23 protein-coding genes are annotated in these 25828 nt (G+C 64.1%); 10 read left to right on the top strand and 13 right to left on the bottom strand.

Translation table 11 applies throughout. From position 1 onward, the window contains the following. Positions 1–283 precede the first annotated feature (283 nt). A complete protein-coding gene (locus Q9R19_RS06375) occupies positions 284–832 on the top strand; it encodes a hypothetical protein (RefSeq protein WP_311255482.1) in 549 nt (182 codons plus the stop codon). A gap of 510 nt (positions 833–1342) precedes the next feature. On the opposite strand, the gene Q9R19_RS06370 is transcribed toward Q9R19_RS06375, so the two are convergent. The 3 genes from Q9R19_RS06370 to Q9R19_RS06360 all read right to left on the bottom strand — a co-directional run bounded on the left by Q9R19_RS06370 (position 1343) and on the right by Q9R19_RS06360 (position 3706). Then, on the bottom strand, positions 1343–2104 hold the full coding sequence (locus Q9R19_RS06370; protein ID WP_311255481.1) for a hypothetical protein: 762 nt from the start codon (positions 2102–2104) through the stop codon (positions 1343–1345). A 52-nt stretch (positions 2105–2156) separates the two neighbouring features. Further along, the gene (locus Q9R19_RS06365) at positions 2157–2351 is read right to left on the bottom strand and encodes an excisionase family DNA-binding protein (protein ID WP_311255480.1); all 195 of its coding nucleotides are present in this window, start codon (positions 2349–2351) and stop codon (positions 2157–2159) included. A gap of 125 nt (positions 2352–2476) precedes the next feature. Further along, positions 2477–3706, bottom strand: coding sequence for a tyrosine-type recombinase/integrase (locus tag Q9R19_RS06360; RefSeq protein ID WP_311255479.1), 1230 nt, complete (start codon positions 3704–3706; stop codon positions 2477–2479). A 552-nt stretch (positions 3707–4258) separates the two neighbouring features. Here Q9R19_RS06360 and Q9R19_RS06355 point away from each other — a divergent pair. From Q9R19_RS06355 to Q9R19_RS06340, 4 genes are all read left to right on the top strand, one after another. Beyond that, entirely contained in the window at positions 4259–4495 is a 237-nt protein-coding gene (locus tag Q9R19_RS06355; RefSeq protein ID WP_311255478.1) for a hypothetical protein, read from the top strand. A gap of 173 nt (positions 4496–4668) precedes the next feature. Next, entirely contained in the window at positions 4669–5424 is a 756-nt protein-coding gene (locus Q9R19_RS06350) for a toll/interleukin-1 receptor domain-containing protein (RefSeq protein WP_311255477.1), read from the top strand. Between the two features lie 256 nt (positions 5425–5680). Then, on the top strand, positions 5681–6745 hold the full coding sequence (locus tag Q9R19_RS06345; RefSeq protein ID WP_311255476.1) for a hypothetical protein: 1065 nt from the start codon (positions 5681–5683) through the stop codon (positions 6743–6745). A gap of 278 nt (positions 6746–7023) precedes the next feature. Next, positions 7024–7914, top strand: a complete 891-nt coding sequence (locus Q9R19_RS06340) for a hypothetical protein (RefSeq protein WP_311255475.1) — start codon at positions 7024–7026, stop codon at positions 7912–7914. On the opposite strand, the gene Q9R19_RS06335 is transcribed toward Q9R19_RS06340, so the two are convergent. The 8 genes from Q9R19_RS06335 to Q9R19_RS06300 form a co-directional block, all read right to left on the bottom strand. Beyond that, positions 7905–9503: an ATP-binding protein gene (locus tag Q9R19_RS06335; protein WP_311255474.1), complete on the bottom strand. Its 1599-nt coding sequence runs from the start codon at positions 9501–9503 to the stop codon at positions 7905–7907. The genes Q9R19_RS06340 and Q9R19_RS06335 overlap by 10 nt on opposite strands. After that, positions 9500–9730 (bottom strand): helix-turn-helix transcriptional regulator, encoded by a 231-nt coding sequence (locus tag Q9R19_RS06330; protein ID WP_311255473.1) that lies wholly within the window; start codon positions 9728–9730, stop codon positions 9500–9502. Before Q9R19_RS06330 ends, Q9R19_RS06335 begins: the two co-directional genes overlap by 4 nt. Next, complete coding sequence (locus Q9R19_RS06325) at positions 9727–12843, bottom strand: DEAD/DEAH box helicase family protein (RefSeq protein ID WP_311255888.1); 3117 nt, start codon at positions 12841–12843, stop codon at positions 9727–9729. The genes Q9R19_RS06330 and Q9R19_RS06325 overlap by 4 nt, the downstream gene beginning before the upstream one ends. Positions 12844–12860: 17 nt before the next feature. After that, positions 12861–14069, bottom strand: coding sequence for a restriction endonuclease subunit S (locus tag Q9R19_RS06320; protein WP_311255472.1), 1209 nt, complete (start codon positions 14067–14069; stop codon positions 12861–12863). Next, entirely contained in the window at positions 14069–16018 is a 1950-nt protein-coding gene (locus tag Q9R19_RS06315) for a class I SAM-dependent DNA methyltransferase (RefSeq protein WP_311255471.1), read from the bottom strand. The genes Q9R19_RS06320 and Q9R19_RS06315 overlap by 1 nt, the downstream gene beginning before the upstream one ends. A 151-nt stretch (positions 16019–16169) precedes the next feature. After that, complete coding sequence (locus Q9R19_RS06310; RefSeq protein WP_311255470.1) at positions 16170–16448, bottom strand: hypothetical protein; 279 nt, start codon at positions 16446–16448, stop codon at positions 16170–16172. Beyond that, positions 16448–17437, bottom strand: coding sequence for a caspase family protein (locus tag Q9R19_RS06305; RefSeq protein ID WP_311255469.1), 990 nt, complete (start codon positions 17435–17437; stop codon positions 16448–16450). Before Q9R19_RS06305 ends, Q9R19_RS06310 begins: the two co-directional genes overlap by 1 nt. Before the next feature lies 1 nt (position 17438). After that, positions 17439–17807, bottom strand: coding sequence for a TIR domain-containing protein (locus tag Q9R19_RS06300; RefSeq protein WP_311255468.1), 369 nt, complete (start codon positions 17805–17807; stop codon positions 17439–17441). Between the two features lie 722 nt (positions 17808–18529). Here Q9R19_RS06300 and Q9R19_RS06295 point away from each other — a divergent pair. The 3 genes from Q9R19_RS06295 to Q9R19_RS06285 all read left to right on the top strand — a co-directional run bounded on the left by Q9R19_RS06295 (position 18530) and on the right by Q9R19_RS06285 (position 22000). Further along, positions 18530–19231, top strand: a complete 702-nt coding sequence (locus Q9R19_RS06295; protein WP_311255467.1) for a hypothetical protein — start codon at positions 18530–18532, stop codon at positions 19229–19231. Positions 19232–19511: 280 nt separating this feature from the next. After that, positions 19512–21449, top strand: coding sequence for a threonine--tRNA ligase (gene thrS / locus Q9R19_RS06290; RefSeq protein ID WP_311255887.1), 1938 nt, complete (start codon positions 19512–19514; stop codon positions 21447–21449). Continuing rightward, positions 21446–22000 (top strand): HIT domain-containing protein, encoded by a 555-nt coding sequence (locus Q9R19_RS06285; RefSeq protein WP_311255466.1) that lies wholly within the window; start codon positions 21446–21448, stop codon positions 21998–22000. Before thrS ends, Q9R19_RS06285 begins: the two co-directional genes overlap by 4 nt. Positions 22001–22021: 21 nt before the next feature. Here the strand turns inward: Q9R19_RS06285 and pdxY are convergent, their stop codons facing one another. Further along, the gene (gene pdxY, locus Q9R19_RS06280; protein WP_311255465.1) at positions 22022–22873 is read right to left on the bottom strand and encodes a pyridoxal kinase PdxY; all 852 of its coding nucleotides are present in this window, start codon (positions 22871–22873) and stop codon (positions 22022–22024) included. A gap of 31 nt (positions 22874–22904) precedes the next feature. Next, entirely contained in the window at positions 22905–24206 is a 1302-nt protein-coding gene (locus Q9R19_RS06275; RefSeq protein WP_311255886.1) for an aminotransferase class I/II-fold pyridoxal phosphate-dependent enzyme, read from the bottom strand. Between the two features lie 85 nt (positions 24207–24291). On the opposite strand from Q9R19_RS06275, the gene pdxS reads away from it, so the two are divergent. Then, positions 24292–25203 carry a pyridoxal 5'-phosphate synthase lyase subunit PdxS gene (pdxS, locus tag Q9R19_RS06270; protein ID WP_311255464.1) on the top strand — a complete coding sequence of 304 codons (912 nt, stop codon included), beginning with the start codon at positions 24292–24294 and terminating at the stop codon, positions 25201–25203. Further along, a complete protein-coding gene (gene pdxT / locus Q9R19_RS06265; RefSeq protein ID WP_311255463.1) occupies positions 25200–25793 on the top strand; it encodes a pyridoxal 5'-phosphate synthase glutaminase subunit PdxT in 594 nt (197 codons plus the stop codon). The genes pdxS and pdxT overlap by 4 nt, the downstream gene beginning before the upstream one ends. The last annotated feature ends 35 nt before the right edge of the window (positions 25794–25828 follow it).

Genomic DNA, 25828 nt, shown 5'->3' with positions numbered 1-25828 from the left:
TCCTGTTATGGCTAACCAGCACAATTATGGTTAGCCATAACGGTGGTCTGGGGGAGATCCTCGCCGACTCCGAAACTTCTGCCGTTCCGACCATTGCACCAAGGGGACTCATGAGCGGATCGGACTTCTGGATTCGGTACTTCGATTCGTTCGATGGCACCGGCTCCAGTCAGGGAAGTAGCTCTGCGCTGGCGCTCGCGCTCCTGCTCCCGACGTTCGTGCTCTGGATCGCGTGGCACACAGTGGCCTGGATCGTCCGCCTCCTTACTCGGCGGTGATCCAAGTGTCCGCCACCAGCCTGAACCTAGCCATCGTGCTCAGTCTGATCGACCAGTCGGTTGATGCATACCGCGTGCTCCTCCGCGAGCACCCACTCGACTGGGGGGAAGAGGCGACACACCGACAGCAGGAGGCGGCAGACCTCCTTGACCGCGCACAGACCCTCGGAGGCGCGCTCAGCGACGAGGAGCGGCGCACGTTCACCGATCACTTCTCCCGCGCAGTTGGGCGGATCGAGCGACTGGAGAGCCTCCGAGGGACGTACGGATACGACCCTGAAGAGGACTTGGAGATTGAGGCTCAGGAGCGTCTCGTTGGCGAGCCGCTGATCGTGGCGACGCTCGTGGGTGGACCCTTCCACGGCCAGTCCCGCAATCTGGAGCCCCTCTCATCCGACGAGAACGTGAACGAATCTGCGCCGAGAAGGATTCAGCTCCCTCGCATCGATGAGCGCGAGGTCAGCATGGTCACGTATCTAAGGGACAGCGAACCCACTTCGGGCGAGTGGACGTACTTGTACGTGGACACTCTGGACCCATCGAAGAGTTTGTAGGCGAGTATCGCGATGGGTTCTCCCAACGAGCGACGTGCAGAGGCTCGCGCACATCTCGACACCGCCGCACGGGAGCTTCGAAAGGAGACCAGCGCGGGCCTTCAAGCGAGCCTCTTGGCTCTGAATGAAGCCATCCTCGTTGCCCAGAATGAACTGCCATCCTGCGAACAGGAGGTACTCAGCCGTCGTCGCCGCCCGATCCAGGTGCTCGCGAACGAGGTGGAGAACCGTGCCTCATTCGACCCGGAATGGAGAAGGGTCTGAAGCTCCATAAGGAGGGGTGACGGCGCTCGCGCTCGACAGATTTGGCACGGAGGGGGTGGATGATTCCAGGCACCCTGGAGGGTTGTTCGTTTCCGAAAACGATAGAGCACCCGGTGCGCGCGTCCTGACTGACGGACCCACAGGCGCACTCGGGATCTCTCCGAATCATCGCGTTACGCGCCACGGGCAAGTCGAACGCCAGGAACGTGTGCGAGTTGAACGCCAGGAAGGTGTGCGAGCTGGCGATCAGAGGAGGTCTGCGAACGGGTCGTCCCTGCGCTGACGTGCGCGCAGTCGGTCAATGGTCCCGGTGCTCACCTTCAGCCGCTTGGCTTGTTGTTGGCGGGTGAGTCCTCGGGGGAGCCGGAGGAGACGGCGATAGTTCTCATCGGTGTTCTTCGTCGGCCCGCGTGGTCTCCCGGCCTTCCCGCCGTTGTGACCACGCTCGCGCTGTTGCTTGATGTAGTCGGGCGTCCAGTCCCGGAGGACGTGCTCAGCGGCGCTCACAGCCATATCCTCGGCCTGGTCGATCCGAAGCGACGCCCTCGGGCCGCGACCGTCATACGGATGCCATGTGTTCGCGTGCCTCGTGACGTGATCCGCGAACAGCTCAGACAGCAGGTCGAGCGTCGGAGGGGCGATGTCGTCACTATCGAAATCGTTCAGGATGCGGAACCCCCACGTTTCCAGAAACCCCCAGACGTCGGAGCTGTAGCTTCCCCGACGACGTTCGCCGGTCGCGGGGTCGATGCGACCACGCGGATACGTCGCCTTCGGCTCGGGGAAGTCGAGCTGACGACGTGCGTTCTTCCCCCTTCCTCTCGGCGGGAGAGCATCGTGCGCGTAACGTGTGAGCACGGCCTGAGCGGTATCCATATCCCAGGGGGATATGGGGTTATCTGAGGAAGTGCCCAGCACCTTATTTGCGAAGCTGTCGAGCACCTTATCTGCGGAAGTCTCTGGGGTGCGGGCGGGGCGCGCTTCGGCGTCGCCAGGTACGCTAGACATGATCGTTAGTCGACAGCCGTCCCGGCTTGGCAGTAGGGGCGGCTTCGTCGTTTCAGGCGCGGCGGCTCACAGCGAGGTCGCGACCGATCCCGTCGAGGGCATTGGCGGGGATGCGCACGATCTGCGAACCGATCCGCTTAGCCGGGATGGTGCCGTCTGCGATCCGACGCCTGATTGTCTTGGTGGAGACGGCGAGTGCGTCAGCGGCCTGCTGGATCGTGATGAACGAGGAGGTGGGGGTGGACATGGCGAAACCATTCGGTCGAATCGAATGGTGCTGTTAGGTCGCTCTCCACACCTGAGCCCTTCCCAGCATCGGCTGGGCGCTGATGGTCAGTGTACGCCCTTCGACGACCGGTGATGGACTCGGTGTCAGGCCGATGTCTTGCGGCGTGCCATCCGCATCGCGAGCTCATCGTCCCGGTTGCCGCTGTGCTGATACCGCATCGCCGCGCCCATGGACGAGTGACCGAGCCGAGCCATGGTCTCGCGAGGCGTCGCGCCCTCCTGGGCATAGCGCGTGCCCGCGTAGTGGCGGAGGGCATGGAAGGGCATGTCAGGCCGTCCTGCGGCGGTCCTGGCGGGGTTCCAGTGCCGCCAGAACGCGCTCTGCGCAAGGAAGCTCACGCCGTCCACCGCAGGGAACAGAAGAGCGTCCCCGATGAGCCCGCGCACGTGCTCCGCGATGATGTCGGCGTCGATTCCGAAGATCGCCAGACGGCGCGTACCGGCTTCGCTCTTGGTCGAACCGACGACGAATCCTTCGCCTGCCGTGTGCGTGACTGCGCGCTCAACGTTGACCCGGACAGCCGTCACCGCGCCGTCTTCATCCTTCTCGACGGACACGTCCTTCGCGCGCAGTGCGGTCGCCTCTCCGTAGCGCAGTCCGCCGAACGCGGCCAGCACGACGAGGGCGCGATAGCGAGGCGGAATCTTGGTCAGGATCGTGTCCAGCTCTGCATCCGTGGGCGGGACCACCTTGCGGCCCGTGTGCGTGCTCTGGCCACCCTTCACAGTGCAGGGGTTCGCGTCGATGATCCGGTCGATGACGGCGGTCCCCATGATCGCGTTGAGGAGCCCGTATGCGCGGGAGGTTTGCGTCTTGGTCCCCGTGGCGAGGAGGTCAGCGCGCCACTTCCGCACGCGCCCCGGCGTGATGTCGATGAGGGGGAGTGCGACGAGGGGAGCGAGGGGACCGCCGTCGTCGCCTGCGCGTGCGCGGTCGGGGGTGCGCAGGAGCCGTTCGTACTCGGCCTTCGTGCGCGGCTTCAGGTGGTCGCCCCGGCTGTTCGTGCGAGTCGTGATCCACTGCGCGGCGTACGCTCCCAACGTCTGCGCGCGGTTCGCCTGCGCGTCGGCCTCCGCGCGGGCAGTGCTGGGGGTCCAGGTGCCCGCCACGATCTGCGCGCGCTGAGTCGCGAGCCAGGCGTCAGCGTCGATGATCGCGGTGAACGTCATCGGCGCGAAGTGCCGTTGCTTGTCGGGGCCGGTGTAGCTCGCTCGGTAGTTCCCGCTCGGGAGAGGTTCGACCTTCCCCCAGGTGCGGCGCGTGGCCTTCCGCTCGCGACCGAGCGAGTCGATGATCTTCCGCTGACGGGCCATGTCCGTGTCCTAACGTGTCCTAGCGTGTGTCCTAACGTGTCCATCTTAGGCCACGAAACAGTGTCACGGAGCCGCTTGTTTCCAGAAATAGCGCGGAAGTACGTCGGAATCCTGCGGGAGTGAAACGGCGGTCTGTACTGGTTCGATCCCAGTATCGCGCACTTCAGAAAACCCCTGATCATCAGGGGTTTTCGTCTATTCGAGCGCACGTCAGGCGCTCCGCGTGGGCCCCACGTGGGCCATATTCGCCCGTTTTCGTGACCCGATCGTGATCTTTCTGAGGCTGACTCCCTGTCACTCACGGGCACCTGGGGTCGAGAACATCACTGGGAACGCCGCGAGGGTGGTCTATCCCAGTGACGCTTCCGAGCGCTATCCAGCGATGACAATCCCCGCTCCACGGTGTCTGGATGCTGTGGGAAAGCGGCTCGAATGGCTTACGAATTCAGATTTCGATGGATATCGGTCCGGAGCTTCCGCGCTCATGGAGCCCGGCGCTCGGCGTAGGCGACTGTAGTCGGGATGCTCGACTCGACCTGCGAGGATGTGACTGTGACCTTCCCCGAGCCCGCCTGCGCCCTCGGCTTTACCGAGCAACAGCTCGAGACGATTCTGGCCTCAGGTGTCACGGGGTATCGGCGCTGGGCGGCCGGCAAGACCCGCGGGCTCTGCGTGGGTGCGCCGAGCTGCGATCCTGCGCACGGCGTGATCCACTACGAGGACGACGTTCGTCGCTTTTGGCGTCAGTACGTCCACGCGCGCGGTTTCGAGCCTACGAACGCCGGTTGACCTCGATCACCGAGTCGACTGCGACGAACCCCGTGACCACTCGATCACGGGGTCCCTTTGTTGAGCTGAGTCGTTGTCTCGCCAAGTAGCGCACAAATCGCCAGCCAGCCCTGGAGCAGCGATGTCGGTGGTCGCGCCTAATCTTCATGACACGGACGCGAGAGGGCATCGTCATGGCGAGAAGCATCAATACTGCGCAGTTGCAGGCGAAGATGAGGGCGGCTCAGCAGAAGCTGCAACGAGAAGTCGACCGTGTGAACCGCGAGAACAAGCGGCGGGTCGACGAGTACAACCGCGAAGTGAACCGCGTCAATCAGCACAACCAGCGGGTGAACCAACAGATCCGCCAGGCCAACGCCCACAATCAGCAGGTCGCCGGCCAAGCCGACCGCGCCGCCCGTGAGCTGAATCGCAAGCTCCAGTCGGCGGCGACAACCACGCGGATTGTGTATACACCTGCGGAGCAGGAATTGGCCGAACGCGTTCAGCATGGGCTTGTCGAGCGAGACGACCGCGAATGTGACATCTTTCTCAGTTACGCCCGCATCGATGGCTCGGCCGTTGCAACCGAGCTCAAGGACGAGCTCGAGAGCCTTGGCGTCCGCGTATGGTTCGACGAAGTTGCAATTGTCCCCGGTCAGAGTCAGGCGCTACAGATGGACAGGGGCCTACGCAAGGCCCGCGCCGGCGTCGTGCTCCTCACGCCTGCTTACCTCACCGGTCGATTTTGGACCGAACGCGAGCTCCGAGTGCTGCTCGGAAAGTCGACGCTGATCCCCGTGCTCAACGGAGTGACCTTCGCCGACGTCGCTGAGTACAGTGGCTTTCTTCCCGATCTCGCGGGCTTCGAGACCTCACGTGACTCGGTCGCCGTCATCGCCGAGAAGATCGCGGGTGCTGTCATGCCTCACCTGCGACCCACTGACTGACCATCGGAAGCACCACAGATCGTGACGTCAGCGGCGGGAACGCGGCCGGTGACGACTTCATTTGACAAACCCTCGTTACGGCTTCACCTCGCTCAGCCGAATCAGCTACGCACCGTCGCAGGCGACATTCCGGAGGCGCGTGATAGCGCGTTCTCAACGCAGTGTGATCTCGGAAGACAGTGCGCTCATGAAACTTCCTGTATCCGCATCATTAGTAGAGCGGGCAGTGTCTGTGGCGATGGCTATAGTGCACACTATGGCGATGACGATCGACGATCAGCTGCGCGAGATTCTGAGCTCGGCGCTAGGGGGACACGCGAGCATGTCGGCGACAGAGCTAGCGCAGACTGCGCTGCGGGTGGCCGTCCTTCGTGATGATCCTCTGGCCGAGTCGTGGCTTCGTCTTGAGCTTGACGGAGTCTCCCGTAGTGGTCCGAAGTCTCCTGAAATTGCTCAGTGCCATTCGCGCCTCGCGGCTCTTGTGGGCACGGCCGAGGCCAGGGTGCAGATATCAGCTGTAGTTGAAGCCCTCATTGCACGACGTTCGGCACCGCTTAACGGAGATGATTCGGTTCAAGGCCAGAGTATCGGTGAACTGGAGTCTCTCTATCTGGCAACTCGGGAAATCCACGATGACCCGATCACACCTGGCATGACGCCGATCGACACTGGCTTGGCATCGATCAACCGTGACAAGACTCGGGCGACGACAACGCCGCTACTCATGCAACAGGGACTGATTATTCAGCGCATCCGGCAGGCTGCATACGCATACTTGGTGCGAGTAGAGTCGGAGATCGTACGGGGACAGCTCGTGCCGGATACTATCGCCCAGGGACGAGCGTTCGTCGAAGCATCTCTTGCTACAAGAGCCCCGGACGCCCTCGAAGCGCTGGCCTCGGCTCAAGATCGTCTTGCGCAGGGCGACCGAGAATCTCTCAGCCATGCAGCTACATCTTGTCGGAGGGCGATAAAGGCCCTGGCTGACGCACTGTACCCACCATCCGAACCCATCATTGACGACGAGGGGATCACGCGTGTGATGGATGATGAGCACTACCGGAATCGGCTCGTTGAGTACGTACGGTCCAACCGAGGTAAGTCGACTCATGCCGATCTGCTCGCCTCGAACATTGCCGTTCTCGGAACGCGCCTCAAATCCTTGGATGACCTCGCAAGCAAGGGCGTCCACTCTGAGGTGCCCACATCCGAGGCTGACGCCTGCGTGACCTGGACGTACATGCTGGCAGCGGACTTGTTGCGCGTCGACAAGGAGACGTCCGGTCACGAAACTCAAGAAGCGACTCCGGGCGGTAGCTAGCATGTCGTCGAATCCGGCGTTGCTCTCGGCGAAGCCGAACTAGAGGCATGTCTTGCTGCGCTATGACATCGCGCACGGCGTGATCCACTACGAGGACCACGTTTGCCACTATCGGCGTCAGATGGTCAGTGCGCACAGGCCTGCATCTGGGGCGGCCTCATAGGCTCCTAACTGCCAGTACATAGATAACGTCGAGGTGCTCGGAGACGAACCAATCAGACTGAGAGGAGAGGCCAAACGAGTAGCGTTCGGCGCTAGTTCACAGGAAGGTGACGCTCATGGTCAGTGCGACTCAGCGCATCACGCAGTACAACCGCGAGGCCGGGCAGCCTCGCGGCGGTCTGATTAATCCGTCGATGCTGACCCGCGCCGTGACCGAAGACGAACACGGCGTGCTCGACCACAAGATCGAGAATCTTCACGCCAGCGTCATAGGGATGGCTGTCGACTATCTCACCCGACTCGCTAGAGTCCGCACGGTGCGGGATGAGTTCTACGACTCGGTCCGACAAGTCTTCAGGGTGAGCCTGCGCGGGGCAGAACGAGTCGACGCCGTCTGTCCCGGCTTCGGCGTCGCGGCGGCGGCTCAAGAAGCTGTTGCATCGATTCGGTCCTTCGAGACGGAACGGGGCCGCGTGATGGCAGTGATCGACGAAGGCACGGTCGGCGCGGCATGTCAGCTGGCCGGCTACGACGTCGGCGGCCGAAACGACCCGCGGCTCTGGAACCCCGAGCACGGTGCGGCCGGCATTGTTCCCAATGAGATGACGATCACGCACGTCGCGATCATGCTCGCTCGTACGCAGGCGTTTTTCGCCGAGTACGGACCCGTGACGAAGGACGGCTTCGTCTTCGCGGATCCCGTGAGAGATCTTCTCGGCGAGCCTGGCGGTTACACCGACCTCGTCGATTCCGGTGACGGAGACTTCCTCACTACCGACACGCTGTGGGATATGAAGGTCTCGGCGAACAAGCCGACGAAGGACCAGACGTTGCAGCTGCTGATGTACTTCCTGATGGGGAAGGAATCGGGGCTGCCCGAGTTCGCGGGGCTCACCCACGTCGGGCTGTTCAACCCGCGGTTGGCGACGGTGCATCGGCTGGCTGTCGCCGACGTGCCTGCGGAGACCATCCAGACGATCCGGCGTGACGTGATTGGCTACTCTTGACGACTCTGTCGGACAAGCTCGCGGGCTGCGGCATCAGTGATCGCGCGGGTGAGAGCTGGCTCATCGTGATCCCAGATGTTCAGTCCATAGGTATTTACCTTCTCCGCGCTCGCGACGACTTCCCGGAGCGCATCCTCCAACACTTCGTCGGAGATGCCTGATACAAGGGCCTCGCGGTAGACGGCGTCCGTGAGTAGGCGTGCAAGCGCTGGAGCCGAACGGCGTCCGTAGTAGTACCCAAAAGATGGGTAGGCAGACCGATACGTGTTCTTCTCGCTCTCCGGCTCGCTGATGATGATGACATTCGTTAGTGCGTCAAAGACGCAGAGAGAGTTGAGCGAGGCATCGTTCTCGGGCATCGCGCGCCCGGGTTCCGGGTCGTATGCCGAGTCATCGGGCGCGTACGGCCGCAGTGCTGGAAGCCGATGGGTGACTCGACGAGCGGCCGGGATGATTCCGCCCGACTCCGAGTGCCCGTTCGTCTGAGGAAACAGGCTGTTCCGCGAAGCCATTGTGAGTCCGTGTCGGAGCCATGATGACAACGACAACGTCGAGTCAGCGGGAGCCTGCGTTGCAAGGCGTCGAATAAGCGCCCACTGCCCGAGATGCGCTGCGAGTCCGCCCAGGGCAAACACGCGAGCGATGATTTCGTACCAGAATCGTGCATCCGCGAACGAACGGTCAACGCCCTGGGGGCGAGGCGGGTTGCGGTACAGCTCCGCAAGCTGATTGATCACTTCGTCAGCGATCTCAATCAGGCCGAGTGTGAGGGCGATGCCCGCGAGTGAGATGAGTCGGTCGAGAATGACGCCGAACTCGTCTTCATCGCCACGAGACATCGTCGCGAGCGCATCGCCAGGAGTGCGAACAAGAAACATCCGGATGGGAACCCGGTCGTCTCGCCGAAGCAGCTCGACGATCGTCGCATCGAACGAGTCCTGATCAAGCCGCCAGGTCAGGGACTGCGACGGACCGCTCGCGAGTAGCTGAGCATTTCGACCGCTCTCGATCGCGGCGACAGTAGCTGCAAAGTCACGACGGAAGGTCTCCCGGAGTACTTCGTCTCTTGCATGTAGGAGCTGCTCGACGTGGTTCTCGGACCACAGCTCCGACGAGGTGCCGTTCCGCACGAACACATCTCCAGGGCGGAGCACGATCTTCTGTCGCTTTCCTTCAGCAAGTGTGTACTCTCCGATACCGTGCACTACGGTGAAACCGATCCGATGCCTCGGTACGAACACCAGCACTACATGGTGGCCATCGACCTCATGCGTAGCCGTAATCACGTCGGTTGGGTGAAGAAACTTCTCAAGCTTGGGGCGCAGGGTCGCTTCGTCGAACTTCTTGGCGAGTTCGGCCGTCATGGTGCTCGTCAATGCGCCGGAATCATCAGCGCCGATCACAAGGTAACCGCCACATGAGCGCAGGGCCGCAACGTCCTTTGCGAACTCGACGAGCTCGTTGTGCACACCGAGGTCGACCTTTTGCTTGAAGTCCAATGAGCGCCGCTCACCGCCGAGCCCGAGCAATTCAAGCAGCTTCTCCCGCGTCACCACAGGTTCAACAAAGGTGTCGTCGATCTGGCTCACGGCGTGTTCCCCTCACCTCGAGATGTCGTCCTGTCGGAAAGCGTGATCTGTAGCCCGAGCGCTCCGGCAACCTTTGCCAGGTTCGCCGTCGACACATCATCGCCGCGTTCGACACGGGCGATGGTGGGGCGCGAGACGCTCGCCTTTTCGGCGAGCGTCTCCTGCGTCCAACCGCGCGCGTTCCGCGCGTCTCGGATGTCATCGCCGAATGACCGACGCTCGGTCACGATGTCCCCTTGATAGATGCGCCCTCATCCTGCCGGTGCTGCGAAGACAACGCATCCGCCGCGATTGCCGCGATGTCATCAAGGAACGCCGGGTCCGCCATGTACGACTGGATCTCCTGAGACTCTCGGACGGCCTTGAACATCGCGAGTCCGACAGCGTTGTGGAAGCTCTCGGAGGACTTCATCTGCGCCGCGGTGTTGTTCTTCGCCATCGCGACCGCGTCGTCATCCGTATCGAGGAAACCCCAGAATGTCGTGATGAACCCGGCGACGCTGTCCTTGCCGACGTCGACGCCCTTCGCAGAGAACAGCTCATTCACGGCGTCGATCGCCTCATCGAGCGGTCCGCGCTTCGGAGCCGACGCGCCGCCGCCGTGCTCACCGTCGAACTGCGGGAGTTCGATACCGTCACCGCTTCCCTCGCTGAGGGAGTAGTCCACGGCGATCTGCGAGGGCACGAGCTTCACGCCGGACAGCTGCACACCGTCGAGATAGCCGAGGTCGATCTCAATGCCGTCGGTGTGGAGCCTGCGCGCCAGGAGGGTCGTCAGCACCGCGCGCTGCGCGAGCACCGGATCGTCATAGTCGACGATCTGGCTGAGGAACTGCCAGGCATTGCGGTAGCTGATCACGTCAGAACGGAAACGCTCGATCTGCTCGCGCGCGGCCTTGTCTTTCGCGAGCTTCGCCTGCTTCCACTCGCCATGCCACTTCGCGACGATGGGGGAGACCGCCTTCGAGATCTGCTCACTGCCCAGGTTCTCGAGGTACGCCCGGGCCGCGGCCTCAAGGCCGCTCTCCGTGTAGTACCCGGCCGTGTCCAGGCGCTCGGCGAGGGTGTAAAGCGCGTTCGGGTCGACCTCGCCCTTGACATGCGCGTCCTCGTAGTAGAGCTGGAAGTCCTTCTGGATGTCCTCCGGCGAGTTCACGAAGTCGACGACCATCGGCGAGGTTTTGCCGGGGTACATCCTGTTCAGGCGAGACAACGTCTGCACCGTCGTGATGTTCGAGAGCTTCTTGTCGACGTACATCGCCATGAGCCTCGGTTCATCGAACCCGGTCTGGAACTTATTCGCGACGATGAGCACCTTGTAGATGCCTTCTTCGCGAAAGGCGCGCGCGACATCGCTCGTGCCATTGAGGGCGACCTCAGTGACCTTGTCTCCAGCTTCGTTCTTCAGCGACCCCGAGTAAGCGACGAGCGTGTCCATGTCGTCGTATCCGCGTTCGGCGATGTACTCGTTCATCTTCTTCGACCAGGTGTACGCCTCCATGCGCGTGCCGGTGACGACCATGGCCTTCGCTTCGCCGTCCAGCAGGTGCATCACGTTCCGGCGGAAGTGCTCGATCACGACGCGCACCTTCTGCGCGACCGCGGTCGGGTGGAGCCGTGCGTACTTGACGATGTTCGTGACCGCTTCGCCTGTATTGACCTCGAGGTCCTCTGCTTTACCGAGCGCGTCTTTCACGCGCAGGAACATGTCATAGGTCGAGTAGTTCTGCAGCACGTCGAGGATGAAGCCCTCTTCGATCGCCTGCGCCATCGTGTACGTGTCGAAGGCTTCCCAGCGGTCTGTGTCCGGGTTGTGCGTGCCGAACAGCCGGAGCGTCTTTGCCTTCGGCGTCGCCGTCAGGGCTATGAAGGTGATGTTCTCGGCGTTCGCTACGGCACTGTTCTTGGCGCGCAGCAGGTCCTCGGCTGACAGCTCGGCGTCGATGTCGTCCTCGTCGAAGTCCAGACCCACGACGTCGGCCAGGAGCTCCTTCAGCTTGCGGGCGCTCTCACCCGTCTGCGAAGAGTGGGCTTCGTCGGCGACGACGGCCCAGCGCCTGCCGCGCAGCTCGTCGGTGTTCTCAATGAGCTTCATGACCTCCGGGAAGGTCTGCAGCGTACAGGTGATGATGTGATCGCCCTCGATGAGCGCCCTCTTCAACTGCGGCGACTTCGCACCCGACTTCTCGCCAATCGACACCACGAGCCCCTTCGACGACTGCACGAGGTTCATGTCGTCGCGAATGTTCTCATCGAGCACCGTGCGGTCGGTGACCACGATCACCGAGTCGAACGTCGACGTGCTGTCAGGGCCCATGTGCCGGATCAGACGGTGACTGAGCCAGGCGATCGTCTTGGTCTTTCCGGAGCCCGCGGAGTGCCAGACCAGGTACTTGCCGCCGGTGCCGCGCTGTTCGATGTCCGCGACGACGCGCTCGACCGCACGCAGCTGGTGGAAGCGCGGGAAGACTAGGCGTCCGTCCTTTTTGCCGGACTTGCTCGGCTCGAACAGTGCGAAGTCCTTCAGGATCCGCATGAGCGTCGGGCGCGTAAGGATCTCACGCCACAGGTAGTTGCTCGGCGAACCCGTGTCCGACGGCAGGTTGCCCTCGTGACCATTGTTGCCCTGGTTGAAGGGTAGGAACACGGTATCGGAGCCGGCCAGCTTCGTCGCCATGTAGACGAGATCGTTCGAGACCGCGAAGTGCACAAGCGCACGGCCCGGGGCCAGCAGAGGACGATTCTTGCCCGGCACGCGATCCTGTTGATACTGCCGGATCGCTTGCTGAACCGTCTGCGTGTTGTCGGTCTTCAGCTCCATCGTCACGATCGGCAGGCCGTTGGCCGCCAGCACGACATCGATGGTCTCGGTTGTCGTGGTGTCGAAGCGCACCTGACGGAGGATCCGGAGCTTCACGGCCTCCGACTGCTCCATGACCTCGGTGAGGTTCGGGTTCGCCGGCGGGAACACCATCATCGGTCCGAACTTCGCTGCAGGCCGTCCGACCTGCGCGTAGGAGAACCCCTTGCGGAGCACACCGAGAAGCCCGCCGACCGGATGCCCAGTGGTTGGATCCATCTTCGTCTGCTTCGCGAGCTCCTTTGTGATGTGCTCGAGGAGCTTCTTCTCGGCGGCGTCGCGCTGGCCGTTCACGAGATCAGCAGGCACCGCCTTCTCATACTCGTCGGGGTACTGCGTCGCGAGCCACGAGAGCACATCGCGCGGAACCATGGCGAGCGCCACGTCCCAACCTGCTGCCTGGGGGGAGCCGTTCGCCTCATAGAGCCATCCGCGTTCGGACAGCTCCGCGCAGAGGTCCTGCTCGAAGGCCAGTTCCATCAACTGTGCGTCACTCATCAGGACACCTGCTTCTTTCCGGTAACAACGTCTGTGATGAGCGCCGCGCGGCGCTCGATAAGAAGGGCTTTCAGCTCGGCGGTCTTCGCGAGCATCTGATCGATCTTGCCGGTGACCTCGTCGAGGTGGTCGGCGATGCGGCGCTGCTCGTCGAGCGGCGGGCACGGCACACGCCATCGACGAAGCATCGTCTGGCTGATGTTCGGTTGACCGCCGCCCACCGCAAGCAGAATGATGTCGTCGCGCTGGCCCCACAACGTGTAATAGAAGAAGCGCATGTCCACGCCTTGCGGATCGGAGAACGCGCAACAGGCCTGGTTCATGGTGGCGTCGACTCCGAGGGTGCCGAGCCGACCGATCGTTGCTCCGTACATCGCGATGAGAATCGAACCGGCTGGATGGACCCGCAACGAGGAAACAGCTGCGATCGCCCCTGGCGTTACGCGCTTTGTTGTTTCCGTGATCAGAGTCTCTCTGAGCTCTGAGGTAGTCACCCAGGGCACTCCGTCGGCACTCTCCGTGTAATGTGACGGATCCTTCGGCGTGGTGCCACTTCCAATGGAACCGAAGAGGTGTGCGGTAGGGACTGTGCTCCACCGCTGACCGTCTGGGTCCAGCTGCGTAGCTCGCTGAATGGCAGAAACTCGCCGCGCCTCCAGCGTCTCCGTCAGCTCGTCCATCTTCGCCAGCATCGCGTCGATCTCACCGGTCTCGCGGTCGAGGTAGTCGGCAATGCGCTTCTGGGTGGGAAAGTCATAGTAAGGAACCCCAAGACGCGCGATTGTGCCGCTAAGGATCGCGTACCGGGTGACTCCGAACGATGTCGTGAACCAGTGCCGCTTAGCGAGATCCGATTCGAGTACCCAGTACAAGTAGCGCGCGTTTCCGTGCTTCGGGTCCGGCCGCAGCAGCGACAGATGATAGGCACAAACCATGTCATCGGAAGCATCGATGACAAGCGATGGAACACCGATGTCGTCAGGCGATTCCGAGTCTTTCGTGATGATGATGTCATTGACCTGAACGCCAAATCGCGCGATGTGATCTGAAGACGCAGTTGCCTCCATCAGCGTCATGTCTGAGGAGATCGTCTGGTTGTAGTAGACGTCGGTGTAGTTGACGAGACGAACAGCTGGTTCACCATCCCTCGACTTCTTGTCGACGTTGGATGTGCGTATGTCTGCAAGAGCCCACAGCGGTGCCGTCATCACTCGTGACTCACCGCCTCGAACATCTCGGCCAGCTCGCCCATGACGCGCTTCACGTCGGCGTCGATCTCGGCGAGGTCGCGCGGCTCTTCAGGCATGTAGAACAGACGCGTGAACGGGATCTCGTTACCAGCCTTCGCAGCCGCCTCGTCCCACTGCGCGTCCGGCGCGAACGGTAGCACCTCGCGCCGCATGTGCTCGTCGAGGTCTTCACTCAGCGCCACGCGCTCGGTGATCTTCCACCCGTCAGCGATGACAGCGTTGCCCTTCCGGTCCACCGCGACAGGTGCGTTCTCGTCCTCGACGCCGACGGCCTTCATGACAGCGTCGATCTGCGTGACCGGCACCTTGAGCCCGGCGGCCTTAGCGACCTGCGGCCACGCGGTGGCGAGTCCGTTCCACGGCGACCCGTCGAGCGAGCGCAGCGCATGGGCATGAGCATCTGTGAAGTCCTTGCGCTCTAGGAGCGTCTCGATCGCTTCGTCACTCACGACGGTGGCGAGCCGTGCCTGCTTGTAGACCGGCACGTCAATGAACTGGAAGTCCTCCGGCGTGAGCACCTTCGAGATCGCCTCATCTGCGTAATCGAAGTCTCGGTACGCATCAAGGATCTTCTTGCGCTTGCCGTCGGAGACGTAGCGCCGCTTGTCGCCCATGGGCTTGCGCATCGGGTCCCAGAGACCTGAGCCGTCGATGAGCTGGATCTTGCCCTGGCGCGCCTTGTCCTTGTTCGTGTCGAGGATCCAGATATAGGTCGCGATACCGGTGCCGTAGAACATCTGCGTCGGCAGCGCGATGATCGCGTCGATGAGGTCCTCATCGAACAGCCACTGGCGGATCGCGTTCGGTCCTTTGTCGCTCGTGAACAGCGGCGATGCGTTCGAGACCACCGCGGCGCGACCACCGTGGCCCTGCTTACCGGCGGGTGTGAGCTTTGACGCGCAGTGTGCGAGGAACAGCATCTGGCCGTCGCTCTTGCTCGGGAGGCCATGGCTGAACCTGGAGCCGTCGACCTTCGCCTGCTTGCGGACTTCCGTTTCCTGTACTCCCCAATCCGAGCCGAACGGCGGGTTCGAAAGCACGTAGTCGAAGGTCTGGCCTTCGTACTCGTCGTGGATGAGCGTGTCGCCCATGCGGATTGCGTCGGGTCTGCCGCCCTGGATCAGCAAGTCTGCCTTGCCGAGTGCGTATGCCGAGGGCATGAGCTCCTGGCCGAACAGCGTGACCTTGATGTCGGGGTTCAGCGCCTTGAGCGAATCCTGCCCCACGAGCAGCATGCCGCCGGAGCCTGCAGTCGGGTCATAGATTGAACGCAGCGTACTTTCGCCGACGAGCGAGTCTTCATCCGCTGCGAAGAGTACGTCGACCATGAGCTTGATGGCGTCACGCGGCGTGTAGAAGGCACCCGCGCCCTTGCCCTTCTTGTCGAACGCCCGGTACATCACGTCCTCGAAGATGTCACCCATCGCAGTGTTAGACACCTGGTCGGGCCCCAGCGGCAGCGTCGAGAAGTGCTTTACGACCGCGTGCAGCCGGTTCGCGGAAGCCAGCTTCGTCACCAGCTTCGGGAACTCGAACGCGTTCCAGATGTCGGCGATGTTGTTCGAGAAGCCGGCCACGTAGCTCGTCAGCGATTTATCGACGTTGTCGTCGACAGAGGCGATGGTCGCGAGGTCCAGCTCGGAGACGTTGAAGAAGCTCAGCTTGAAGCGATCGCGCACGGCGATGTCGATCAGGTGCGGCGGCATCTCGCCCAGGCTGTGCACATACGCGATCACGTCCTTCTTCGTGTCCGCGAGCAGGCACTCAAGGCGGCGCAGCACGGTGAAGGGCAAGATGTAGTCGCCGTACTCCTGGGGCTCGACGACGTTGCGGAGGAACTTGTCCGCGGTGTCCCATACGATGCGAGCAGTGTTGGAAGCTGCTGCCGCGGTGGTCTGGTCCGCCATGTTCACTCGTCTCTCGATGATACAAAGTCTTGTATCAGCAACATTACACGACTCTTGTATCAGATACGTTACATCGAGCGAATGGCGAAGCACCTTCAAGAAAAAACCCCGAGGCTGTGACCTCGGGGTTTTTACCAGACTTAGCGTCTCGTCATCTGAGGATGTCGATCACCGTCGGAAGGTACGTCTCGACTTGTTCGAGGTCGCTTTGCTGCTCGGCAGCCGAGAGTTCGGCGTACGGAGTGTTCATCTGTCCCTCCCACCGCTCGACAAGATCAGGGGGAATGACGAGGGAGCCGTCGTCTTGGCGTCGGCACTGGTCATGCAAATACCGCTGCCACCGCGACCATCGCTCATGTTCGAGGGCGGCGAGACGCTCCTGGGCTTCTGCCCCCGTCAAGCGAGAGCGGATCTGCTCGTGTGACAGCATCAGATGAGCTCCTTGTCGACAAGCGTCCAATAGTGCTGGCCAAGTACAGTCAGTTCGCACGACTTCGACTCCATGGCGGCGTGCCACATGTGCGGAGCACCGACAGGGCGCACGAGATTCACTCGGACCAAAGACTGCAGTACCGCGAACTCGGCTGTCTTGACTGGGTCCGGCGGAGGTACCGCGCCTTCGTCGGCCGGAGTTCGCTCAGGCTCGTAGCTCGGGTCAAGCTGGATCTCCGTCTCCGGGCTTGTGAACAACTCGGTGAGCTTGTGCAGCTTGTCGAGTTCGATCGGCGCGTCCGCCTGTCGCAGAGACACGAACTCCTTAACGTTCGTCTTGAAGATAGGACGCTGCGACCACGGTCCCAGCGATTGATCGACATGTGCGTACACGCTGCCTGGCGTTACGTCCCCGACGAGGTTCGCGGCTGCGCCATTGAGGGCATCGACGAGGAGGCCGGTGAACACACCAGAACCGTTCTCCTCCATCGCGTACTGATTGGCAGCCGAAGCAGTCAGGATGGTGACGCCCTCCTTGATCTCGGCGAGTTGCACACCCGACGGGTTGTTGCCCGCGACCCCACCGTGGCAACTATCCAGGATGATCACGCGATTGCTGGCGGGGGAGTTGTTGGCGAAGGTCACGACGTCAGACAACGCCAGGCCATCGTCTCCAGTGCTCGCGTCACTGCCACAGAGATAGCCACCCGCACCGTCGATGTACCCGTGACCTGCGAAGTAGAACAGCGCGATCTCTGCCTCATCACGAAAGAGCTCCTCCACGGCGGATCGAAGCGCGTGCCGCGTCAGATCAGCACCAGGACCTGTGCTCGTCAGGAGCTTAGGCTGCACGAAGTTCCGAGTGCCATCGGCGTTCCGCTCCAGCACGGCCTTGACGCTGTAGGCGTCGTTTACTGCGCCCTGGAGAGAGCCGATGTGTTCGTAGTAGTTGAGCCCCGCAACGAGAGCTCTCCGGACGCCAGGCATCTCAGAGACCGTCGATGAAGGTGGAGATATTCAGGTCGGACCAAGCGACAGTTCGTACGCCAGCAATGTTCGTGCGATCGTCACTGTATGCCCAGATACCCAGGACGGGTTTGCCTTCCTCGCGAGCACACTGGATCTCCCACGCCTGGCCGGATGAGGTCAAAGAGTTCTTGCTCACGAGGACGATCACACCGTCCGAACGCTTGATGCGAGTGCGCACCCGCGCCTTCCACTCTGAGCTATACGGCTGCTTGACGGACATGTCGACGAACGCGTACGGCGACCGCGGGCTCAGCGACTGCCCCTTCAAAAAGTCACGCTGCCGTTCGTCCTCGATGGCGAACGCAACGAATACGACCTTCTCTGCCACGACAACACTCCTTTGGGTGCCCGAGCTGGTCTTCCGGTGAGACCAACGAACTCGTACTTGCAGGATAGGCCGCGCCTCCGACATCGAATGCGGGTACCGCGGGCGCTCTGCGTCGTGGCTCGAGGCATCGGGGCAGGGGGCTACATCCCGGACGGTGCACCCTGCGCCCCTGGACACTATTCATGACGCTATTCCGGTGCATCAAACTCGCATTCCCGGTTTCATTCATGAACTATCCTCGCGGGCCAGGACGCCGGCGGCGCGTGGGCCCTGCGTGGGCCTTTGAGCAGTCGTTCCTGTCGATTCCTGTCGATTATCGGCAGACGCGAAATGCACGAGATGCTTAGAAAACACTGGCCAAAGCCGGAATGCCGCGTATTACAGGAGCCGCTCGCCTCAAGTTCGATCCCAGTATCGCGCACAGAAAAAGGCCCGGAATCTCGCGGAAGTCGCGAGTTCCGGGCCTTTGCCGTTGGCGGCGCGGTCTTGGATGATGGGTGAGGTGTCCGGCGTGACGCGCCAGGGGTCCGATTCCCGCGCGGTAGTCTCCGGATATGCATCCGCACGGGTTATCGTCCGCATCCGCGTCCCGCCTGAGCATCGCGAAGGATGGCACGCTGTCATGGCGCTGACGCTCGCTCCGCTGCTGCAGGATGCCGGGATCGACGCGTCCGAGGCCATCGTGATCCGCCATGCGTATGTGCCACTTCATGAGGACAGCGGTGTGCGCGGCATCCACCCCCAACTCCGCCGACGAGGAGATTTTCGCCTACACCCGGGATCAGCGCGTAGACGGCTTCGGCTTCCCGGCAGCGCCCCCGCGCTTCTGGCTGGTGTTCATCAAGGAGGGCGGCGCGGAAGCGCGGCTGTGGTCGGTGCTGGAGAACAGAGGAGAGATCGGCAATGACGGCGTGCGCCGGCAGTTCGATCTCCTGAAGACTGACCTGATGGCGGACCTGCGATCGCGTCTGGTGATCCGCTGGAATGCCCCGCGTAGCTGGTGGATGCGGGCGAAGACAGCTGGCGCCTATCCCGTATCCGGCATCGCGGATGCCGAGCCGATTCCGTTCCCCGGCTTCGACGCGTTCATCCTCGATCATGCCGATCTGCAGGCGGTGATGCGCGAGCCGCGCTATGCCTCCTGGCGCACGGCGCTCGGCTCGGTCAAAGGCATCTATCTCATCACCGACACCAGCAGCGGTCGCCAGTACGTGGGCAAGGCAGACGGCGCGGACAGCATCCGTCAGCGCTGGGCGGCGTATGCCGCGAACGTCATGGCGGCAATCGCGATCTGCGTGGTCTCGTGCCGTCGACATTCCGCTTCTCGATCCTGCGGGTATTCGATCCGGCCACACCGGAGAAGGTCGTCAACGACGCCGAGAGCCACTACAAGCGAGCACTCGACACCCGGATGCACGGGCTGAACGCCAACTGAACCTGATCGCAGCGCGCCTCGCGCATTTCCGAGGTGCTCTGCCCCGAGTAGACTCGTCCCATGGAATCCGTGTCGACCCTTCTCGTGACCTCTGTCACCGGTGTCGTCACGCGAACTACGGGCGCCTGAGCGGGCAGGGCGCGCTCGCGCCCGCAGCTGAGTCGTCTCATTCCATCGTCTATCTGGAGAACCCCGTGTCAGACATCGCCCAGCCCAGCGCCGAAGAGCGCGACGGCTTCGCACTCTTCGCCGACCGCTCCGTGATCGCCATGCGCGTGAACGGCGCCCTCAAGGACCTCTCGGCGACCGTCACCGAGACCGACGTCGTCGAACCGGTGACGATCGACAGCCCGGCAGGGCTCGACATCCTGCGGCACTCGACCGCGCACGTGCTCGCTCAGGCCGTGCAGCGCATCCGCCCAGCGGCCAAGCTGGGCATCGGGCCGTTCATCACCGACGGCTTCTACTACGACTTCGGCGTCGACGAGCCCTTCACCCCCGAGGATCTCAAGGCCATCTCGAAGGAGATGCAGCGCATCGTGCGCGAAGGTCAGCGCTTCACCCGGCGGGTCGTGAGCGCTGACGAGGCGCGTGCCGAGCTCGCGGAAGAGCCGTTCAAGCTCGAACTGATCGACCTTGCCGGCGGGCCCGGATCCGGCGCGGACGCCGCCGAAGGAGCATCCGTCGAGGTCGGCGCCGGCGAGCTGACCATCTACGACAACACCACCAAGGACGGCGAGGTCGCCTGGAAGGACCTGTGCCGCGGGCCGCACGTGCCCAGCACCCGCATGGTCGGCAACGGCTGGGACCTCACCCGCGTGGCCGCGGCCTACTGGCGCGGCAGCGAGAAGAACCCGCAGCTGCAGCGCATCTACGGAACCGCGTGGCCGAGCAAGGACGAGCTGCGCGCCTATCAGGAGCGCCTCGCCGAGGCCGAGCGCCGTGATCACCGCAAGCTCGGCGTCGAGATGGACCTGTTCTCCTTCCCCGACGAGATCGGCTCGGGCCTGGCTGTCTTCCATCCCAAGGGCGGCATCATCCGCTACGAGATCGAGGAGAACCTGCGGCGGCACCTGCTTCGCAACGGCTACGACGTCGTGAACAGTCCGCACATCACCAAGAAGGATCTGTTCGCGACCTCGGGTCATCTGAAGACCTACGCCGACGGCATGTTCCCCCCGATGCACCTCGATGAAGTCGTCGACGAGGACGGCAACGTCACACGTCAGGGCCAGGACTATTACCTGAAGCCGATGAACTGCCCGTTCCACAACCTCATCTACCGTGCACGCGGACGCAGCTACCGAGAGCTGCCGCTGCGGCTGGCCGAGTTCGGCACGGTGTACCGATACGAGAAGAGCGGCACCCTCTCGGGCCTCACCCGCGTGCGCGGACTCACCCAGGACGACGCGCACATCTACGTGGCCCAGGACCAGGTGCGCGAAGAGCTGACCACCAATCTGAACCTGGTGCTCGAGCTGCTGCGCGACTACGGCCTGAACGACTTCTATCTCGAGCTGTCGACCAACGAGGAGGGCAACCCGAAGTTCCTCGGCGAGCCCGAGCAGTGGTCGGCCGCCATCGAGACGCTGCGCGAGGTCGCCCTGGAATCCGGTCTGGAGCTCGTCGCCGACCCAGGCGGCGCGGCCTTCTACGGCCCGAAGATCTCGGTGCAGGCGCGGGATGCCATCGGACGCACCTGGCAGATGTCGACCATCCAGCTCGATTTCAACCAGCCCGAGCGCTTCGAGTTGGAGTACACCGGACCGGATGGCGCCAAGCACCGCCCGGTGATGATCCACCGCGCGCTGCTCGGCTCGGTCGAGCGCTTCTTCGCCATCCTGCTCGAGCACTATGCGGGCGACTTCCCGCTGTGGCTGGCCCCGATGCAGGTCGTCGGCGTGCCGGTGGCCGACCAGTTCGGCGACTACCTCGACGAGGTCATCGGCCGGCTGAAGGCCGACGGCGTGCGCGCCGAGGTGGACCATTCCGACGACCGGATGCAGAAGAAGATCCGCAACCACACCACCGCGAAGGTGCCGCTGATCCTCATCGCCGGTGAGCAGGATCGCGCCGCCGGCACAGTCTCGTTCCGATTCCGCGATGGCTCGCAGGAGAACGGCGTCCCGATCGCCGATGCCGTCAGCCGCATCCGCGCGGCGATCGCGTCGCATGCGCGGGTGATGAGCTCAGAGGACCTCGCGTGACAGATACGCCCGAGCTCGAGGTGGCCGTCGAGGACGGCGGCCACCTCGCCGGCGTGCCGGACGAGTTCCAGCGGCTGTGGACGCCGCACCGGATGGCCTACATCCAGGCCGGTCCCGAGGTGCTGCGCGAGGACTGCCCGTTCTGCGAGGCGCCCAAGCATCCGGATCCCGAGCGGCTCATCGTCGCGCGCGGCGAGACCGCCTTCGTGCTGCTGAACCTGTTCCCGTACAACTCCGGCCACCTGCTGGTGTGCCCGTACCGTCACATCGCCACGTACGATCAGGCCTCGCCCGAGGAGGTCGCCGAGATCGGTGCACTGACCCAGACGGGGATGCGGGTGCTGCGACAGGTCTCGAACTGCGACGGCTTCAACCTGGGGATGAACCAGGGCGCGGTGGCCGGTGCCGGCGTCGACGCGCACCTGCATCAGCACATCGTGCCGCGCTGGTCGTCGGACGCGAACTTCTTCCCGATCATCGCCAAGACCAAGGCGCTGCCGCAGCTGCTGGGCGAGGTGCGCGAGGCCGTCGCGAACGCGTGGCCGCGCTGACCCGCCCCGCAGCCCAGCGGGTCAGCGCACCTGGTACGCGGTGAACTGCAGGCGCGGGTTCGCGTAGGTCTCCTGCGACTGGATCAGCTGCAGCTCGCGTTCACCCGAGTCGAGGGTGTTCTGCAGCAGGTCGAACACGCTGGAGACGGTGCGCTCGAGCGCGACCTTCGCGTCGCCGGTCTGCACGTAGTGCGCGGTGAACAGGGCGGCGGTCACGTCTCCCGAGCCGTTGGCCTTCAGTGGCAGGTGCGGGGTCGCGACCAGCCAGGCGCCCTGGGCGTCGACGGCCAGCATCTCGATGGTGCCCTCCGCGCGCTCGGGGCGTTCGACGGAGGTGACCAGCACCACGCTCGGCCCCATCGCCATCGCGGCATCCACCGAGTCGAGCGTCGATGCCAGGTCGCCGGGCTCGGTGCGGGTCAGATAGCCGAGCTCGAACTGGTTGGGGGTGATGATGTCGGCCACCGGCACGACCCTGTCGCGCAGCAGCTCGGGGATCGCGGGGGCGACGAAGCAGCCCGACTTGGCGTTGCCCATCACCGGGTCGCAGGCGTACACGGCATCCGGATTGGCGGCCTTGACCTTGGCGACGGCCTCGATGATGACATCCGCGATGCCCTCGCCGCCCTGGTACCCGCTGAGCACGGCGTCGACCTGCGGCAGCACGCCGCGCTCCTCGACGCCGGTGATCACGTCGCGCACGTCGTCCGGCGCGATCATCGGACCGCGCCACGCGCCGTAGCCGGTGTGGTTGGAGAAGTTGACGGTGTAGACCGGCAGCACCTCCACGCCGATGCGCTGCAGCGGGAAGACGGCGGCCGAGTTGCCGACGTGGCCGTGAGTCACGGCCGACTGGATCGAGAGGATCTTCATCCTGACATCCTCTCACCCGCGTGGGCCGGGCTCAGCGCGCCGCGATCCGGAGGTCGTCCAGCAGGCGCGCCGTGTCGGCATCGGAGAGGTCGTGCACGGTGAGTCGCAGGTGATCGGATGCCGGTGATGTCTCGTCGATGCGGAACTCGTCACCGGTGCGCACCAGCCAGCCACGGCGCATGAGGCGCTCCGCAGCCGTCCGGGCGGGCACGTCCAGCCGCACCCACAGGCTCAGCCCGTCGGTCGAGCTCGTGCTGATGCCGCGCTCGGCGAGCGCGGTCACGAACGCGCTGTTGCGCTCGGCGTAGTGCGCGGCGGCGTCGGAGATCTGCCGGCGGATGCCCGGTTCGGCCAGCTGCGCGTGCGCAAGACGCTGCAGCAGGTGACTGACCCACGTGGTGCCGGGGTTCAGCCGCATCGCCAGCCGCTCGGCCGTGGTGGGGTCGGTCGCAGCCAGGGCGAGGCACATGTCCGGGCCCAGGAACTTCGACACCGACCTCAGCAGCGCGTACCGCCGGTGATCCGGTCCGATCAGCGACGAATACGCGTGCGCGGACAGCATCGAGAAGTGGTCGTCCTCGATGATCAGCACGTACGGGTGGTCGCGGAGCACATCGCGCAGCGCCTCGGCGCGCGCCGGCGACAGGCTCACTCCGGTCGGATTCTGCGCGCGCGGTGTGCTGATGATCGCGCGCACGCCGGCATCCAGCGCGTTCCGCAGGCCCTCGACGGTCATGCCCTCGGCGTCGACGGGCACCGGCACGGCGCGGTAGCCGCCGAGACGCACGGTGTGGATGCTGGCCAGGAAGCAGGGATCCTCCAGAGCCACCGCATCGTCGCGGGTGAGCGCCTGCGCGAGCAGACGCTCCACGGCATCGACCGCGCCGCTGGTGACCGTGATGCGCAGGTCGTCGCGCGGCAGATCGGCGAGCATCCAGTCCCGGGCCCACGCTTCCAATCCGGGATCGATCACCGGCTCGCCGTAGAGCACGGGGCGTCCGACGACGCTCGCCAGTGCGCGGGTCGGGTCGGGGATCAGGCGCGGGTCGGGATTGCCGGAGCCGATGTCCTGCAGCACGGTGTCGGCGGCGATGCCTTCCCGAGCGACGGGATCGGTGCCGGCGATGAGCGTTCCGCCGCGACCCCTCGAGATCACGAGCCCGGCCTGCGCCAGCTGACGGTACGCCGCAACGGCCGTGTTGCGGTTGACGCCGAGGATGCCGGCCAGCTCCCGCACCGGGGGAAGAGCGTCACCGGGCCGCAGCAGACCGCGCTCGGTCAGCGCGCGCACGCTGTCCGCGATCTCCGCAGCAGTGCTCCCGGCGATATCCATGCTCACGGCTCGATTCTACGGTGCTATCTTTTGACATAGACCAAACGATCCTTTGTGCTGAATCGATGTCTCCCGAGGAGTGACCATGGCATCCGCCGACCAGAACCCCGCAACCCAGACCATCGGGTCCGCACGCGTCAAGCGCGGACTCGCCGAGATGCTGAAGGGCGGCGTCATCATGGACGTCGTCACGGCCGAGCAGGCGAAGATCGCCGAGGACGCCGGCGCCGTCGCGGTCATGGCCCTGGAGCGCGTGCCCGCCGACATCCGCGCGCAGGGCGGCGTCTCGCGCATGAGCGACCCCGACATGATCGACAGCATCATCGACGCGGTCTCCATCCCCGTCATGGCGAAGGCCCGCATCGGCCACTTCGTCGAGGCGCAGGTGCTGCAGGAGCTCGGCGTCGACTACATCGACGAGTCCGAGGTGCTCTCGCCTGCCGACTACGTCAACCACGTCGACAAGTGGGGCTTCACGGTTCCCTTCGTCTGCGGTGCCACCAACCTGGGTGAGGCGCTGCGCCGCATCACCGAGGGGGCGGCGATGATCCGCTCCAAGGGCGAGGCCGGCACCGGCGACGTCTCCGAGGCCATGAAGCACATCCGCAAGATCCGCGGCGAGATCGCCGCCCTCGGCGCGCTGTCGAAGGACGAGCTGTACGTCGCGGCCAAGGAGCTGCAGGCGCCGTACGAGCTGGTGTCCGAGATCGCCGAGACCGGTAAGCTCCCCGTCGTCCTGTTCGTGGCGGGCGGCGTGGCGACCCCCGCGGACGCCGCGATGATGATGCAGCTGGGCGCCGACGGCGTGTTCGTCGGCTCGGGCATCTTCAAGTCCGGCGACCCGGTCGCCCGCGCGAAGGCCATCGTCAAGGCGACGACGTTCTACGACGACCCGAAGGTGATCGCGGAGGTCTCCCGTGGCCTCGGCGAGGCCATGGTCGGCATCAACGTCGCCGACCTGCCCGCACCGCACCGTCTCGCCGAGCGGGGCTGGTGACCACGGCACGCGTCGGCGTGCTCGCGCTGCAGGGCGATGTGCGCGAGCACGTCGCCCTGCTCGAGCACCTCGGTGCCGACGTCGTGCGCGTGCGCCGTCCGGAGGAGTTCGCCCAGGTCCACGGTCTGGCCCTCCCCGGCGGTGAGTCGACGGTGATCGACAAGCTGTCCAGGCAGTTCGAGCTGCAGCATCCGATCCGCGCCGCGATCCGCGAGGGGATGCCGATGCTCGGCACCTGCGCCGGGCTGATCATGCTGTCGGACGGCCTGATCGACGGCATCGCCGGTCAGCAGACCTTCGGCGGACTTGACGTGCTGACGCGGCGCAACGCGTTCGGACGCCAGACGGAATCCTTCGAGGCGGCGCTCGACATCCCCGCGCTCGGCACGGCGCCGGTGCGCGCCGCGTTCATCCGCGGCCCCGTGGTCGAGGATGTCGGAACGGATGCCGTGACACTGGCGTCCCTGCCGGATGGGCGCGTCGTGGCCGTGGAGCAGGGGAACCTGATGGGCATCAGCTTCCATCCCGAGCTGACCGGCGAGGCGCGATTCCATCAGCGCTTCCTCGATCGCGTCGCGGCGCGCGGCTGAGCGCCGGCGACGGCATCCGGCGATAGCGTGGCGGG

The organism is Microbacterium sp. ARD32, from assembly GCF_031844385.1.
Lineage (GTDB): Bacteria > Actinomycetota > Actinomycetes > Actinomycetales > Microbacteriaceae > Microbacterium.
This window is presented reverse-complemented; position numbering and strand designations above follow the sequence as displayed.